This is a genomic window from Arthrobacter sp. 05T45, assembly GCF_056395875.1.
The window spans coordinates 458,608-473,536 of sequence record NZ_JBFTKI010000001.1 but is presented as its reverse complement, the minus strand read 5'-3'; the positions used below and the strand labels follow the sequence as shown (position 1 = coordinate 473,536).

Sequence of the window (14,929 nt, the reverse complement as noted above, 5' to 3'; positions counted from 1 at the left end):
CACACGGCCACCCGTCAGCGCCCCGAACAGGCACCCCCGTCAGCACCACAGACAGCGTCACCGCGGCACAAACCGCGACAATCAAGGAGCACCCACATGGCAGCAGAACCCAACCCGAACGCCGACATCGAGGCCCTCAGCTACGAGGACGCCCGCGAGCAGCTGGTCGCCGTGGTGGGCAAGCTGGAGGCCGGCGGCGCAAGCCTGGAGGAATCGCTTGCGCTGTGGGAACGCGGCGAAGCGCTGGCCAAGCGCTGCGAACAGTGGCTGGAAGGCGCCCGCAAGCGGCTCGCCGCGGCCCGGGACCAGGCCGCGGACAAGAGCTAGGCACCGGCACGCCGCGGCGTGCCGGTTCCCTCCGTATTAGGAGCGCTCGACCAGATCCCGTTCCAGATCGACGTCGAACTCCGGATCCGGCCACTGCAGCTTCAGCCCTTCCAGGGCGTCCAGCATCAGCTGCTGCACCGCGATGCGGGCGTACCACTTCTTGTTGGCCGGCACGACGTACCAGGGCGCGATGTCAGTGGCCGTCTTCTCGAACGCCTCCTGGTACGCATCCATGTAGTCGTTCCAGAAGGCGCGCTCCTTGAGGTCGGTGCTGCTGTACTTCCACACCTTGGTTTCGTCATCCAGCCTGGCGAGCAGCCGGTCCTTCTGCTCGTCCCGGCTGATGTTGAGCATGACCTTGACCACCGTGGTCCCGGCTGCCGCCTGCCTTGCCTCGAATTCGTTGATGGCCTTGTAGCGCCGCTCCAGTTCCTCGGGACTTGCCCAGCGGTGGACCCGGTGAATCAGGACGTCCTCGTAATGCGAGCGGTCAAAGACGCCCACCATGCCGGCCCCCGGCACTGCCTTCTCGATCCGCCAGAGGAAATCGTAGGATTTCTCCTCCGGGGTCGGCGCCTTGAAGGACTTGAGCTGGACACCCTGCGGGTCCATCTGGCCCATGACATGGTTGACGATCCCGCCCTTGCCTGCGGTATCCATCGCCTGCAGGACCAGCAGGATGCGCTTGGTGCCGCCGAACCGGGATTCGGCGAAAAGCTGCTCCTGCAGGGTGGTCAGCTTGCCATCGAGCTCTGCCAGGAGCGCCTCGCCGTCGGATTTCCCGCCCGGGTAGCCCGGGGTGGAGTCCGGGTCGCAGTCCTTCAGCTTGAATTTTTTTCCGACCAGCAGCGTCTCGGCGGGGTGCCGCTCGAACATCACAGCATCTGTCATGGAAAGCCTCTTTCCAGTTTCGTGCAGCCGCTGCGCGGGCGAGTCCCCGAGCTCCGCTGCTGACCGAAGCCTAGTTCCCCTTATACCGGCTCAGGAAGTCCGCCATGCGGTTGATTGCTTCCTCGAGGTCCTTGACGTTCGGCAGCGTCACCATCCGGAAGTGGTCCGGCCGGACCCAGTTGAACGCCCTTCCGTGGGACAGCAGGATCTTCTGCTCGCGGAGCAGGTCCAGGACAAATTTCTCGTCGTCGCGGATGTGGTAGACCTCGGGGTCCAGCTTCGGGAACAGATACATGGCCCCGCGCGCCTGCTGCGTGCTGACGCCCGGGATGGCGTTGAGCATGTCATAGGCCTTGTTCCGCTGTTCCAGGAGGCGCCCGCCGGGCAGGATGAGGTCGTTGATGCTCTGGTAGCCGCCGAGGGCGGTCTGGATGGCGTGCTGGGCCGGCACATTGGCGCAGAGGCGCATGTTGGCCAGCAGGTTGATGCCCTCGAGGTAGTCCGCGGCGGCCTTTTTCGGCCCGGAGATGGCCATCCAGCCGGCCCGGAAGCCGCAGACTCTGTAGGCCTTGGAGAGCCCGCTGAACGTCAGGCACAGGACATCGTCGCCGGTGAGCGAGGCGAGGTTTACGTGTACCGCGTCTTCGTAGAGGATCTTCTCGTAGATTTCGTCGGCGAAGAGCACCAGGCCGTGTTTCTCCGCGAGGGCAACGATCTTCTTCAGCGTCGCCTTCGGGTACACCGCACCTGTCGGGTTGTTCGGGTTGATGACCACGATGCCCTTGGTGCGCGGCGTGATCTTCGCTTCCATGTCCTCGAGGTCGGGCTGCCAGCCGGATTCTTCGTCGCAGAGGTAGTGCACGGGCTTCCCGCCGGCCAGGGCAACCGAGGCCGTCCACAGCGGGTAGTCCGGGGTGGGGATGAGGACCTCATCGCCGTCGTCGAGCAGGGCCATGAGCGACATTGTGATCAGTTCGCTGACGCCGTTGCCGAGGTAGATGTCATCCACGTGGATGTTCTGGATCCCGCGGGTCTGGTAGTACTGCGAGACGGCGGTGCGGGCCGAAAAAATGCCGCGCGAGTCGCTGTAGCCCTGGGCATGCGGCAGGTGGCGGATCATGTCCACCAGGATCGCGTCCGGCGCTTCAAACCCGAACGGGGCCGGGTTTCCGATGTTCAGTTTGAGGATGCGATGACCCTCCGCCTCCATCTGCTGGGCGGCCTGAAGAATCGGTCCACGGATGTCGTAAAGGACATTATGAAGCTTGGTGGACTGCTTGAATTCTGCCATTCATCAAATATGCCATATGGAGGATGTACTTCCGCTGAGACATGACTCACACACGGGCGCCGCAGTAACAACAACGACGCCGGTGCCCGGGCTGTAAGCCCGGACACCGGCGTCGCAGGGTCGCCAGTGGCCTACTGCTGGGCGAGGCCCTTTTCCTTCAGCCACGCGTCGGCGGCATCTTTCGGGTTCTGCTTCTGGCTGCCGCTCACGGCACGGTTGAGGTTGATGAGGTCTTCCGTGGTGAGGACCTTGGACACCGCGTTGAGCGTTTCCTTTGCCTTGTCCGTCATCTTGGCCGAGTTGTACAGCGGCAGCACCTGCTGGGCGATGAAGTTGTTCTTCGGATCCTCCAGCACCACGAGGTCGTTGTCCGGGATGGACGGGGTGGTGGTGTAGATGTCCGCGACCTGGACCTGGTCCGAGAGCAGCGCCTTGAGCGTGACGGCGCCGCCGCCGTCGCTGAACGGCTCGAGTTTCTTGGGCACACAGTTGTAGTTCTTCGCCAGGCCCGGCAGGCCGTAGGCGCGCTCGGCGAAGGTCGCCGGGGCGCCGATGACGAGATCGCCGCAGACCTTCGCCATGTCTTCGATGGACTTCAGCTGGTGCTTCTCGGCCGTGGCCTTGGTGACCACCATGGCGTCCTTGTCCTCAGCCTTGGAGGCATCGAGCACGGCAAGGCCCTGCGGGAGCTTGGTCGGGAGTGCCTTCGCGATGTCTTCGGCGGAGACCTCGGTGGCGTCCTTGTTTACATACAGCAGCAGGTTGCCGCTGTAGTCGGGAACAACGTCCACCGAGCCGTCCTGGACTGCTTTGATGTAGACCTCGCGCGAGCCGATGTTCGGCTTGGTGCTGGCGGTGACGCCCGCGGCGTTCAGGGCACCGGCGTAGACCTCGGCCAGGATCTGGCTCTCGGGGAAATCAGCCGACCCGATCACCAGGGCACCGCCGGAACCGGAGGCGGCACCGCTGCTGGCCGGGGCCGAGCTCAGCGGGTTTGACGAGCCTCCGCAGGCGGACAGGGCCATGGCCAGGCCGACGCCGACGGCCAGGCCGCCGAATGCGCGCCGGCCAAGGCCTCGTTGGCGGGATTCCTTCATGACGTACCTCCTTGAACAACAGTCTCCGCGATCACGGGGTCTGTGAGATCAACCGCAGCCTGCTGGCTGCGGTTCGGCTTGGATGAGGCGCCCCGTGACAGGAACAGCCTCTGAATAAGGGCAAGGATAAGGTCGACGCTGATGGCAAGGGCGGCGATCAGCAGCGAGCCTCCCAGCATTTGCGGGAAGTCGGAGAGCACGAGCCCGTCGAACAGGTAACGGCCCAGGCCGCCCAGGTTGATGTAGGCGACCACGGAAACGGTGGCGATCACCTGGAGCACCCCGGTCCGGAACCCGCCGTACATCACCGGCAGCGCGTTCGGGAATTCCGCCCGGAACAGGACCTGCCACTCGGTCATGCCCATGGCGCGGGCGGCATCCACCACGTTGCGGTCGACGCTGGAGATTCCGGCGTAGGTGCCGGCGAGCAGCGGCGGCACGGTCAGGATCACGAGAGCCCAGATCGGCGGCATCAGCCCGATGCCGGCGAGCAGGACGAACAAGGTGAGCAAGCCGAGGGTGGGCAGGGCGCGCAGCGCGCCCGCGACTGACACGATCGCAACCCGCCCGCGGCCGGTATGCCCGACGAACAGGCCGATCGGGACGGCGATGGCGATGGCGATCACCATCACCAGGCCCGTGTAGAACAGGTGTTCGGCCAGGCGCACCGGGATTCCGGCGCTGCCGGACCAGTTCTCCGGGTCGCTGAGCCAGGCAAAGGTGTCCGTGACGACGTTATTCACGCGTTTCCCCCTCCGGTCTTGGGACGCGAAAACCGCATCGCCGCCGCGGCGGGGCCAGTCCTGTCCGGGCCCGCGCCCGAACCGGTGCTGCCACCCGTGGCCGCCGCGGCCCGGGTCCAGGGCGTCAGCAGCCGTTCAAGCAGCACCAGGACGGCGTCCATCAGCAGAGCCAGGAGAAGGATGGCGATGATGCCCACCACCACTTCGGTGACGAAGTCACGCTGGAGGCCGGAGGTGAAGAGCATTCCGAGGTTGCCGATGCCGAGCAGTGCCGCGACGCTGACCAGCGAGATATTGCTGACCGAGACCACGCGCAGCCCGGCGAACAGCACCGGCAAGGACAGCGGCAGGTCGATCTGCATGAAGCGGGCGAAGGGTTTGAAGCCCATGGCGACGGCGGCCTGCCGTAGGTCCTCGTCCACCGAGTCGAAGGCATCCAGCGTGGCGCGCACCAGCAGGGCGATGGCGTAGATGGTCAGGGCCACCACCACGTTGACCGGATCCAGGATCCGGGTTCCGAGGATGGTCGGCAGGATGATGAAAAGCGCCAGCGAGGGGATCGTGTACAGCAGCGAGGACCCGGTGAGCACCAAGGACCGGAGCGCGCGGCTCTGCCGGGCGAACTGGGCCAGCGGAACGGCTATGAGGACCCCGAACACCATCGGCAGGATGGCCAGGATGAGGTGCTGGCCGGCGAGGCTGAAGACTTCGGCCCTGTTGGCCAGGAACCACTCCATCAGAGCCCTCCGTGCCGGACGTTGCGGTCTGACTCGATGACGGCGAGGACTTCGGCGGCTCCGATGACTCCGGCCACCCGGCCGTCGTCGTCCACGGCGACGCCGAGGCCCGAGGGTGAGGACAGGGCCGCGTCCAGTGCCCGGCGGAGCGTGTCCCCCTTCCGGAACAGGGAGCCTCCGGGAACCATCGCCGGGGCGGTTCCGGTGGCGCTGCGGGGCCCGGCCCAGCCCAGGGGCCGGAGAGCGTCGTCGACCACCAGCTGCCATTCATCGGAGCTGCCCTCACCCCTGAGCTGATCGGGCGTGAGAGTGGGGACGGGGTGGATGGTGACACCGTCCGAGGGGCTGAACGCAAGGTGCCGGAACCCGCGGTCACGGCCCACGAAGGAGGCCACGAACTCGTTTGCCGGGGCCCGCAGGATCTCCGCCGGGGCGGCGTACTGCGCCAGCTTGCCGCCGACGGCGAACACGGCCACTTTGTCGCCCAGGACGGTGGCCTCGTCGATGTCGTGGGTGACGAAGACGATCGTCTTGGCCAGGTCGTGCTGGAGCCGGAGGAGCTCCTTCTGGAGTTCGTCGCGGACCACCGGGTCCACGGCGCTGAAGGGCTCGTCCATGAGCAGCACCGGAGGATCGGCCGCGAGTGCCCGGGCCACTCCTACGCGCTGCTGCTGTCCGCCCGAGAGCTGGGACGGGTACCGCTTGCCGAGCGAGGAGGCCAGCCCGACGACGTCGAGCAGTTCCTGGGCGCGCTTGCGGGCGTCGGCTTTGGACACGCCGTTGAGCCGGGGAACGGTGGCGATGTTGTCCAGCACGGAGCGGTGCGGCATCAACCCGGAGGACTGCATGACGTAGCCCATGGACCGCCGCAGCTGCGCGGCAGGGATTGAAGTGACATCGGCCCCGTCCACGGTGATGACGCCGGACGTGGGCTCCACCATGCGGTTGATCATCCGCAGGGACGTGGTCTTACCGCAGCCGGAGGGTCCGACGAAGACAGTGATGGCGCCCTTATCGATGGACATGTTCAGCCCGTCAACGGCGGCCTGACCGCCCTGGTACTGCTTGGTGACGTTCTGGAACTCGATCATGGCTTCGGCCATTTCCGGGCTTACCTAACTGTTGGCGGCAACATTGGTCGGGCCAGCGCACGGTTCGTCAGTGTGCTGGCCATAAAGCAGTTAGCTCATAGACTAACCAGCACCCCGGACTATGTCAGCGGCGCGGGGCTCCCGTAAGGCTTCGGAAGCACAACGATTTTGGATGGGTGGCGCGCCGGAAATCCTTCCGGCGCGCCACCGCGGCCCTTGTCTCACCGGGCGGTGTGCTTCAGCGGGGCCGCCGTGCACCCTTCGCGCCACTGTTATTTCTGCTATTTCCGTCCTGGCGGCTCTTTCCGCCGCCGTGCGCGTTCTCGTGGTTGTCCCGTTCGGCTGACCGCTGGCTCTTGCCCGCTACGACGATCTTCTGGTGCCATTCGCGCTGGTAGGCGCGCCGCGCGGCCGCGTCGTGGCGGCGCGCCAGGGCGGCGAGTTCGCGTTGCAGCTTCAGGTAGCTGGCCCACCGGCGGTCCTCCAGTACGCCGTCGGCGAGCGCGGCCTGCACGGCACAGCCGGGCTCCCGGCCGTGCGCGCAGTCCGAGAAGCGGCAGTGCTCGAAGAGCTCTTCGAGGTCGCCGAACATCTCCTCCATTCCTCCCTCGGCGTCGAAGACCCCGAAGCCGCGCACCCCCGGCGTGTCCATCAGGACGGCGCCGCCGGGCAGGGGAACGAGCGCGCGGGACGTGGTGGTGTGCCTGCCCTTGCCGTCGCCCGCCCGCACTGCCCCCGTCTCCTGGGCCGGGACGCCGGCGAGGGCATTGATGAGCGTAGATTTTCCGGCGCCAGAGGGCCCCAGCAGCACCAGCGTGCCGCCGGGCGGCAGATGGCCCAGCACTTCCTCGAGGCCATCGCCGTTCTCGGCAGAGGTGGTGACGACGTCGACGCCGGCTGCCTGGCGCACGACCGTCGCCACGACGTCGTCCGCGAGGTCCGCAATGTCCGCCTTCGTGATGATCACGAGCGGCGTGGCACCGGAGTCCCACGCCGCAACCAGGGTCCGTTCGAGCCGGTTGTGCGTGAGCGGACGATCCACCGGAACGACGATCCCGACGACGTCCATGTTGGCGCCAAGGACCTGCGCCTCGGACGAGGCCTCGAAGGCACGCTTGCGGCTCAGCTCCGAGTGGCGGGGCAGGATGCCCACGATGGCGGGCTCCCCCGCCGCGTTCGGACCCAGCCAGACCCAGTCCCCGGTGGCGGGAAGCTCCCCGCCGCGCGGGTAGGGCAGGTGGGCGGTTCCGCCGCCCTCGGCCACCAGGACGAGGTTGCGGTCCACCCGGATGACGCGGCCAGGGCGGTCGCCGCCCGGCACCGGCTGGGCCGCGAACCGCTCGGCGACGCCGGCCGTGTAGCCGTAGAGGACAGGACCTTCGGGGCCAGCCTCATCGGAGGGCACGGCCGTATGAAGCACAGATAAATGAGGTTCGGATGAATTGGTAATGAGGGCGCTGCCGGCGCCCCGGGATGCAGGATAAATGGTCAACGAAAACCCTTTGGTGGGGCCCCGTGGTGCGGCGCATTGCGGGCTGCGGCGGTTTGGATGCCGCGCGCGGAGACTAGCGCTCGATGGCTAGGCTGCGCCGTGGGACGGGGCAGGAGTAATGACATGGCTTGTATCGGTGCGCTGCGCGCTCAGAAATATCGCATTCATTGCTTCCACCTCCCCGTCGATTGCCGGTCTGCTGCGGCCGGCGGTTTCTACAGGATAGCGATGGTGCCCGTGCCTGGCCAGCGGTTTAGCCGGAAAGTTTTCCGTTCAGCGGCCGCTCACGGTACAGACGCAGCCCGGCATCCACGAGCGAGACCCGGTTTAGCTGCGCCACCTCATCCAGTGGAATCCAGGCCGCGTGGGTGGTGCTGCCGTTCACTTCGTGACGCAGTTCCCCGCCCGTGATCGTCGCCTCGTAGACCAGCCGGAGCGACTGGAAGTCCCGTACGCCGCCGTCGAGCCGGACTTCGGACGGCCAGTGCCCGACGTCGATCCCCAGCATGGCGCCGACCTCGGCGTCGTAACCGGTTTCCTCGTGAATCTCGCGTCGGCACCCGTCCACCGGGTGTTCGGCCAGGTCCAGGCCGCCGCCGGGCAGCGTCCAGCCCTCGCGGCCGTCCTGCTTCCAGTACGCCAGGAGGATCCCGGCATCCCGGATGATGACGGCGTAGGCGGCGGGCCGGGTGTCGAATTGCATGCTCATCACCCCAGCGTAGTGGCCGGAGGATTGCCTCCGCCTACTCCTGTTCCGCCACCAGCTGCAGCACCCCGAACACCGGCTCCTGCGCCAGGACCCGGACATCGGTGATCCCCGCGGCGGCCAGTGCCGTGCGGAACGACTCCTGGAGCCCCGGCACGTTCATGCCGAGTCCGCCGCCCAGGATGACGGGGCCCTCGATGCCGAGCTGCCGGACGGTCTGCGCGGCGAGGTCGGCGAGGTCGCGCCCGGCCTGCTCCATGAGGGCCCGGCTCGGCGCATGCCCGGCGTCTGCAGCCTCCACCACGAGACGGGCCTGCTGGGCCCAGAACCGGCGCCCGGTCTCGGGCGAGTGGAACATGGCGATCAGCTTGTTCGGGTCATCCACCCCGCAGGATGCCAGCAGGGCAGTGGAGAGTTCGTCGGGTTCCAGCCCCTGGTTCATCCGGCGCAGGCTATGGCGGACTGCCTCCCGGCCCAGCCAATAGCCACTGCCCTCGTCGCCGAGCAGGTAGCCCCAGCCACCGGCCCGTGCTTCCTCGCCGCGGCCGTTCTTGCCCCACGCGGCCGATCCGGTGCCGGCGATGACCGCGACGCCGGTGCTGGCACCGCCAGCGGCAAGCAGCAGCCGGGAGTCGTGGACCACCGTGATCCGGGCACCGGGCACGTGCGGGGCAATCAGTGCCGCGAGCGCCGCGGCGTCGTCATCGGTGTCGATGCCGCCGGCTCCGGCGTAGACCTGGGCGACGTCTCCCCCGCCGATCCTGGCGAAGAGTTCCGCGAGGTTGAAGGCGGCTTCCTCGGGGCTGACGTTCTGGACATTGGAGCTGCCCACCGATTCATCGGCAACGGGCGCGCCGTCCTCGAACCTGACGCCCCGGGTTTTGGTGCCGCCGATGTCCAGTCCGATCACGGCACCCGTCCTCGCCGTGGCAGATGGCGTGGTGGAAGATGGAACGGAGTCCGCCGCCGGCGGCATATCAGTGTTAGTCACTGGAACAGGTTACTGAATCGCTGCAAGGAGCCCGCAATGCCCCACGATCTTTTCGGCACACCCGTCATCGCGGCGCCCATGGCCGGCGGCACCTCCACACCGGCCTTCGTCGAAGCCGTACACCGGGCCGGCGGGCTGGGCTTCCTCGCGGCCGGCTACAAGAGCGTGGCGGCCATGCAGGCGGAAATCCGCACCATCCGGGAGTCCGGCGCCCGGTTCGGCATGAATGTGTTTGTCCCGGATCCGGCCCAGCTGCCGCCCTCCGCGGCGGTGCTGGCGGAACTCGAGGATTACCGGCAGCAGCTGCGCCCCGACGCCCGGCGCTACGGCGTCGAGCTTCCGCAGTTGCGGCTCGACGACGACGACGAATGGCAGGGAAAGATCGATGCCCTGCTCTCAGACCCCGTGGAGCTGGTCAGTTTCGCCTTCGGGCTGCCCGGCCCGGACGTCGTTCGGGCCCTGCAGCGGGCGGGGTCGGCGGTGCTGGCCACTGTCACCACCGCGGCCGAGGCCGTGCAGGCGGCAGGGCAAGGCGTGGACGCCCTCGTCGTGCAGCACACGAGCGCCGGCGGACACAGCGCAGCGTTCCTTCCGGCCCCGGAGCCGCAACCGGCTTACACAGCGGAGCCGGGCGGCACAACTGCGCAGCCGGGCGGCACGACGGCGGAGCTGCTCGCCGAGGTGCGGTCCGTCGTCGACCTTCCGCTGGTGGCTGCGGGCGGCATCATGGATGCGGCCGGGCTGGACGCCGTGCTGCGTGCCGGGGCCGTCGCAGCCCAGCTCGGCACCGCGTTTCTCCGCACTGACCAAAGCGGCGCCAAGCAGCTGCACAAAGATGCCCTGGCCGATCCGCACTTCACCCGAACCCGGCTGACACGCGCCTTCACCGGCCGGCAGGCCCGGGCCCTGGAGAACGAATTCGTCCGCGACCACCCCGAGGCGCCGGAGGCCTACCCTGCCGTCCACCACCTCACGGCGCCCCTGCGGGCCGCGGCCACCGCAGCCGGCGACGCGGAACGCCTGAACCTGTGGGCGGGCACGGGCTGGCAGAAGGCACAAGCCGGACCCGTGGCCCGCGTCGTGCAAGGGCTGCTCGCCGGCCGCTGACCGCAGCAGCAGCCCCCGCCGACCCCGTCAGGACCCCGAAGTCGCCGGAAACGTGCCAAACCGCCGTCACTTTACGGCGACCTCGGGGCCAACCGGCGACCGGAGCGCACCGGCCTGAGCGCACGGGCTCCGGCTCGGCCTCAGCGCACCGGCCCGGCTCAGCCTGCCGAGCGTTCGCGCACGAAGCCTGCCAGGAGCGCCGGACCGTCGCGGAGCACGAATTCGCGGAACAAGCGCACGGGATCGGACTCGGCATCGGCCACGGCATTCCGCGAAACCGGCTCCCGCCACGCGAGGCCGATCTCGCGGAACGCCAGGACTGAATCTAGGGGAATCTCCACCCAGCCCGGCCCGCCGTCGTCGGCTTCGGTGCCCCGCGACGGGTGGTGGCTGTTTTGTGCGGCTCTGCCGGGTGCGGAGCCGCCGGGCGGCAGAATGCTGACGCCGAGCCCGGCCGAGACGAGGCCGCGGACGGTGTGCGAGTCCTGGCTCTCGAAGGCAATGCGCGGGCGGAACCCCGCCTCCCGGAACAACGCGTCGGTCAGCGAGCGCATGCCGTAGCCGGACCCCATCGCCACGAAGGGCTCCTGCCGGATCTCGGCAACCTTGGCCCGACGGCGGCCGGCCAGGGCATGCCGGTGGTGGACCACCAGGCGCAACGGTTCGCGGTACAGCGCGGCCGAACCGATTCGCTTGCTGGGTGTGGCAACGGGTGCCGTGAGCGCCACGTCGGCGGAGCCCGCGGCCAGTTCCGCGAGGCAGCCGTCCCGTGCACCCTGGCTGAGGTCAAAAGCAGTCTGCGGGTGCCTGCTCCGGAACGCACTGATGAGCAGCGGCAGCATTGCCTCGCCGAAGGTGTGCTGGAACGACACGGCGATCCGGCCGCGGACCACCTCCGACTCGTGCCTGACGCTGTCCAGCCCCGTCTGGAATTCGGCCAGGGCAGCCTCGATGTGGGGCATGAGCGCCTTCGCCGCGGGCGTCAACCGCACGCCCCGGCCGTCCCGGATCAGCAGCTCCGTCCCAACGATGGCGCTGGCCCGCGCAATGGCACGGCTCACGGTCGACTGCGGCAGGCCCAGGAGCTCGGCCGTCTCGGTAATGTGCTCCGTCCGCCCCAGTTCCGCCAGCATCGGCAGCAGGGGCAGCAGCTGCACGAGCTGCCTGTGTTCGACGTCCATGTTCCCCTCCAGCACACTGATCCATATTTGCTATCTATGATATGGAAATCATGCATTGGAAGCATCCCTCGGGCAGGCTTTAGCCTGAAGGCATGCCACGCATTTCCGCACCCACCGGCACCGGCCCACGCCCCGCGGCCAAGGACGCAGCCAATCTCGCAGCTGATCCTGCAGCCAACGCTGCCGCATGGGCTGGCCATCCGAAGGGCTCCACGGCCTACCGCCGGATCCTCGCAGGGCTTGCCTTTGCCGGCGTCGCAACTTTCGCGCAGCTTTACTCCACCCAGGCGGTGCTCCCGCTCCTGGCGGCGGATCTTCGCGTCTCGGCCGCCGAGGCCGCGCTGACGATTTCCCTGGCTACGGTGGGGCTGGCCCTGACTGTGCTCCCGTGGTCCTTCCTGGCCGACCGGATCGGCCGGGTCCGGGCAATGATGTGGGGCATCTCCGCGGCCACCGTCCTGGGCCTGCTGGTCCCCCTGGCCCCCAGCTTCCCCGTGCTGCTGTGCCTGCGGATGCTGGAGGGAATGGCCCTCGGCGGCATCCCGGCGATCGCGATCGCGTATCTCAACGAGGAGGTCAACAAGGCCCACGCCGCCGTCGCCGCCGGGAGCTATGTCGCCGGGACCACCTTGGGCGGCCTGGCCGGCCGGCTGGTCGCCGGGCCTGCGGGCGAACTGTGGGGCTGGCGGGCCGCGGCCCTGGCGGTCTCCGTTCTGGCTAGCGGAGCGGCAGTCCTGTTCCTTGTTCTGGTGCCCCGGGCCAAGGGCTTCACCGCCGCGGCCGCGGGCGGCTTCCGCGGGGCCTTTCGCACGCTGGCCGGCCATGGCCGCAATCCCCGGCTCCTGGCCCTGTACGTCCAGGCATTCCTGCTCATGGGCGGTTTCGTGGCCGTCTACAACTACCTCGGATTCCGGCTCTCAGGGGAACCGTTCAGCCTGCCCGCCACCGCGATCAGCCTGATCTTCCTGGCCTACCTCTCCGGAACCGTCTCGGCGCGCTGGGCAGCGGGCCTGACGTCGCGGTTCGGCCGGCGCACCGTCCTGATCGCCGGCACCGCACTGATGGCAGGCGGCCTGGCCCTGACGCTCACGGAACAGCTGGCCGCGATCCTGGCGGGATTGCTGCTGTTCACGGGCGGCTTCTTCGCGGCACACAGCATCGGATCCGGCTGGACCGGGCTGATCGCCACGACGGGCCGGGCGCAGGCCGCCTCGCTGTACAACCTTGCCTACTACCTCGGCTCCAGCGTGCTTGGCTGGGCCGGCGGCCTGGTCTTCCAGCGGTTCGGCTGGACGGCCCTTGCGCTGACGGTCATCGGACTGGCCGGCGCGAYGGCGGCAATCACCGCCGTCGCGCATCCCGCGCCGGTGCCCGCAACCGGCACCGCGGCCGCCGGCAGGGTCACGGCATCGGGCTAGGCACCGGACCCGCGGGCTACTGCGTTGCCTCGATCGCCTGCACGAGGTCGGCGACGATGTCGGCCGGGTCCTCCAGCCCCACCGAGATCCGCAGCAGGTTTGCGTGCGGCTTGGCCGCGGCTTCGACCGGCCGGTGGGTCAGGCCGGCCGGGTGCTGGATGAGGGTATCGATCCCGCCGAGGGACACGGCGTGGGTGATCATGCCGACGGCGGCCGGGATCCGCTCGGCGTGCTCGGCGCTGGCGAGGTCGAAGGCCATGAGCGATCCCGGCCCGGACATCTGTGTGCCCACCAGGCCCTGCGGGTCGCATTCGGCCAGTCCCGGGTAGTAAACCCGCCTCACGAGCCCGTGCCCTGCCAGGGCAACCGCGACTTTTTCGGCGCCGGCCTGCTGGGCGCGGACCCGGACCGGGAGCGTTGCCAGCCCGCGGTGCAGCAGGTACGCCGGCCACGGGGTCAGGATGCCGCCGGTCACGGCCCGGATCTGGCGCAGGCGCACTGCCCATTCAGAGCCTGCGGCCACCACGCCGCCCATGGCGTCCCCGTGGCCGCCCAGGAACTTCGTGGCGCTGTGCAGCACCATGGCCGCGCCGTGCTTGAAGGGTTGCTGCAGTACCGGGCTGGCGAACGTGTTGTCCACCAGGAGCGGCACACCGTCGGCGGCGGCTGCCACGCGGGCGATGTCCACCAGCTCGAGGGTCGGGTTGGCCGGCGTCTCGAGGATCACCAGGCCGGTGTCCGGGCGGAGGGCGGCGCCGACGCCCTCCGGCGTCGTGAAGGTGACCTCGCTGCCAAGGACGCCGGAGGCCAAAAGGTAGTCGCTGCCGCCGTACAGCGGGCGCACGGCGACAACATGCTTCTTGCCCGCGGCCACAACCGCGAGGAGCACGGCGCTCAGCGCCGCCATTCCGGTGGCAAAGGCGACAGACTCGGGCGTGCCTTCCAGGACAGCGACGCCTTCTTCGAAGCGTGCCACCGTGGGGTTCCACAGCCGCTGGTAGACCGTGCTTTGCCCCTCCACATGTGAGCCGCCGGTGGCCATGTGCTCGTAGGCAAGGCCTCCGTCGTGCACGGACGGCAGGGGCGCCGTCGTGGACAGATCGATGGGCACCGCGTGGACGCCCAGTTCCGTGAGCCCGCTCCGGCCTGCGTGGACCGCCAATGAATCTTGAGAAAGCACCCTTGCTCCTTACGAATATTCACCATTGAATTCCGCAAGTATCTGGCAATAATTCGCGCTTTTGTAGAGGTTCTGAATGGAACTGTCGGATAACGCCGTTTATGATGAACGGAGAACACTACTAGGAGGATCCGTGAGCAGCACCGCGAAGAATGTTCGGCCGGGAGCCAGCGAGCCGCTGGACGCGATCGACGAGCGCCTGCTCGCTGCCCTCGTCGCGGACGCCCGCATCTCGAACAAACAGCTGGCAGAGCTCGTGGGGATCGCGCCGTCGACCGCGCTGATGCGCACCCGCGCCCTGTCCGAGCGCGGCATCATCGAGGGCTTTGAGGCCAATCTGAGCCTGTCCGCGATCGGGCGTTCGGTCCAGGCCCTCATTGCGGTTCGGCTCCGGGCCCATGACCGCGAGCAGATCGACCGTTTCACTGCCCGGGTGCCCAAACTGCCGGCAGTGCTCTCGACCTTCCACACGTCCGGGTCAGTGGACTACCTGCTGCACATCGCCGTCGCCACCACCGAGGACCTCCGGGACTGGGTTCTGGACAACCTGGCCACCGACCCCGTGGTGGGCCACACCGAAACCACGCTGGTCTTCGACCACATCCAGGGCAACCACGGCCCGCTGCCCTAACGGGCCCGGCCGACGCAGTTAGGGCCGGCGCAATTAGACCCTGCGC

The 14,929-nt window shown here is 68.3% G+C and carries 15 protein-coding genes; 4 read left to right on the top strand and 11 right to left on the bottom strand.

Features of this window, described 5'->3' with window-relative positions; translation table 11 throughout:
• The first annotated feature begins 96 nt into the window (after positions 1–96).
• Complete coding sequence (locus AC1DGD_RS02275; RefSeq protein WP_476850329.1) at positions 97–327, top strand: exodeoxyribonuclease VII small subunit; 231 nt, start codon at positions 97–99, stop codon at positions 325–327.
• Positions 328–363: 36 nt separating this feature from the next.
• On the opposite strand, the gene AC1DGD_RS02270 is transcribed toward AC1DGD_RS02275, so the two are convergent.
• From AC1DGD_RS02270 to AC1DGD_RS02230, 9 genes are all read right to left on the bottom strand, one after another.
• A complete protein-coding gene (locus AC1DGD_RS02270) occupies positions 364–1,218 on the bottom strand; it encodes a polyphosphate kinase 2 family protein (RefSeq protein WP_476850328.1) in 855 nt (284 codons plus the stop codon).
• A 70-nt stretch (positions 1,219–1,288) separates the two neighbouring features.
• Entirely contained in the window at positions 1,289–2,509 is a 1,221-nt protein-coding gene (locus tag AC1DGD_RS02265) for a pyridoxal phosphate-dependent aminotransferase (RefSeq protein WP_079550274.1), read from the bottom strand.
• A gap of 131 nt (positions 2,510–2,640) precedes the next feature.
• On the bottom strand, positions 2,641–3,606 hold the full coding sequence (locus tag AC1DGD_RS02260; RefSeq protein ID WP_223913874.1) for an ABC transporter substrate-binding protein: 966 nt from the start codon (positions 3,604–3,606) through the stop codon (positions 2,641–2,643).
• Complete coding sequence (locus AC1DGD_RS02255; protein WP_223913873.1) at positions 3,603–4,349, bottom strand: ABC transporter permease; 747 nt, start codon at positions 4,347–4,349, stop codon at positions 3,603–3,605. The genes AC1DGD_RS02260 and AC1DGD_RS02255 overlap by 4 nt, the downstream gene beginning before the upstream one ends.
• Positions 4,346–5,086 (bottom strand): ABC transporter permease, encoded by a 741-nt coding sequence (locus AC1DGD_RS02250; protein ID WP_476855754.1) that lies wholly within the window; start codon positions 5,084–5,086, stop codon positions 4,346–4,348. The genes AC1DGD_RS02255 and AC1DGD_RS02250 overlap by 4 nt, the downstream gene beginning before the upstream one ends.
• On the bottom strand, positions 5,086–6,189 hold the full coding sequence (locus AC1DGD_RS02245) for an ABC transporter ATP-binding protein (protein ID WP_476855753.1): 1,104 nt from the start codon (positions 6,187–6,189) through the stop codon (positions 5,086–5,088). Before AC1DGD_RS02245 ends, AC1DGD_RS02250 begins: the two co-directional genes overlap by 1 nt.
• Before the next feature lie 226 nt (positions 6,190–6,415).
• Positions 6,416–7,597: a ribosome small subunit-dependent GTPase A gene (gene rsgA, locus AC1DGD_RS02240; RefSeq protein ID WP_476855752.1), complete on the bottom strand. Its 1,182-nt coding sequence runs from the start codon at positions 7,595–7,597 to the stop codon at positions 6,416–6,418.
• Between the two features lie 325 nt (positions 7,598–7,922).
• Positions 7,923–8,378 (bottom strand): NUDIX hydrolase, encoded by a 456-nt coding sequence (locus tag AC1DGD_RS02235; protein WP_028275721.1) that lies wholly within the window; start codon positions 8,376–8,378, stop codon positions 7,923–7,925.
• A gap of 34 nt (positions 8,379–8,412) precedes the next feature.
• On the bottom strand, positions 8,413–9,351 hold the full coding sequence (locus tag AC1DGD_RS02230; RefSeq protein ID WP_476855787.1) for an N-acetylglucosamine kinase: 939 nt from the start codon (positions 9,349–9,351) through the stop codon (positions 8,413–8,415).
• A 51-nt stretch (positions 9,352–9,402) separates the two neighbouring features.
• Here AC1DGD_RS02230 and AC1DGD_RS02225 point away from each other — a divergent pair, with 51 nt between their 5' ends.
• Positions 9,403–10,473 carry a nitronate monooxygenase gene (locus AC1DGD_RS02225; RefSeq protein WP_476855751.1) on the top strand — a complete coding sequence of 357 codons (1,071 nt, stop codon included), beginning with the start codon at positions 9,403–9,405 and terminating at the stop codon, positions 10,471–10,473.
• Between the two features lie 158 nt (positions 10,474–10,631).
• Here AC1DGD_RS02225 and AC1DGD_RS02220 read toward each other — a convergent pair whose 3' ends face one another.
• The gene (locus tag AC1DGD_RS02220) at positions 10,632–11,654 is read right to left on the bottom strand and encodes a LysR family transcriptional regulator (protein ID WP_476855750.1); all 1,023 of its coding nucleotides are present in this window, start codon (positions 11,652–11,654) and stop codon (positions 10,632–10,634) included.
• A 92-nt stretch (positions 11,655–11,746) separates the two neighbouring features.
• Between AC1DGD_RS02220 and AC1DGD_RS02215 the strand changes: the two genes are divergently transcribed.
• On the top strand, positions 11,747–13,072 hold the full coding sequence (locus tag AC1DGD_RS02215; protein ID WP_476855749.1) for an MFS transporter: 1,326 nt from the start codon (positions 11,747–11,749) through the stop codon (positions 13,070–13,072).
• Positions 13,073–13,088: 16 nt separating this feature from the next.
• Here AC1DGD_RS02215 and AC1DGD_RS02210 read toward each other — a convergent pair whose 3' ends face one another.
• Positions 13,089–14,252 (bottom strand): trans-sulfuration enzyme family protein, encoded by a 1,164-nt coding sequence (locus AC1DGD_RS02210; RefSeq protein WP_476855748.1) that lies wholly within the window; start codon positions 14,250–14,252, stop codon positions 13,089–13,091.
• A 133-nt stretch (positions 14,253–14,385) separates the two neighbouring features.
• Here AC1DGD_RS02210 and AC1DGD_RS02205 point away from each other — a divergent pair, with 133 nt between their 5' ends.
• On the top strand, positions 14,386–14,883 hold the full coding sequence (locus tag AC1DGD_RS02205; RefSeq protein ID WP_018773770.1) for an Lrp/AsnC family transcriptional regulator: 498 nt from the start codon (positions 14,386–14,388) through the stop codon (positions 14,881–14,883).
• The last annotated feature ends 46 nt before the right edge of the window (positions 14,884–14,929 follow it).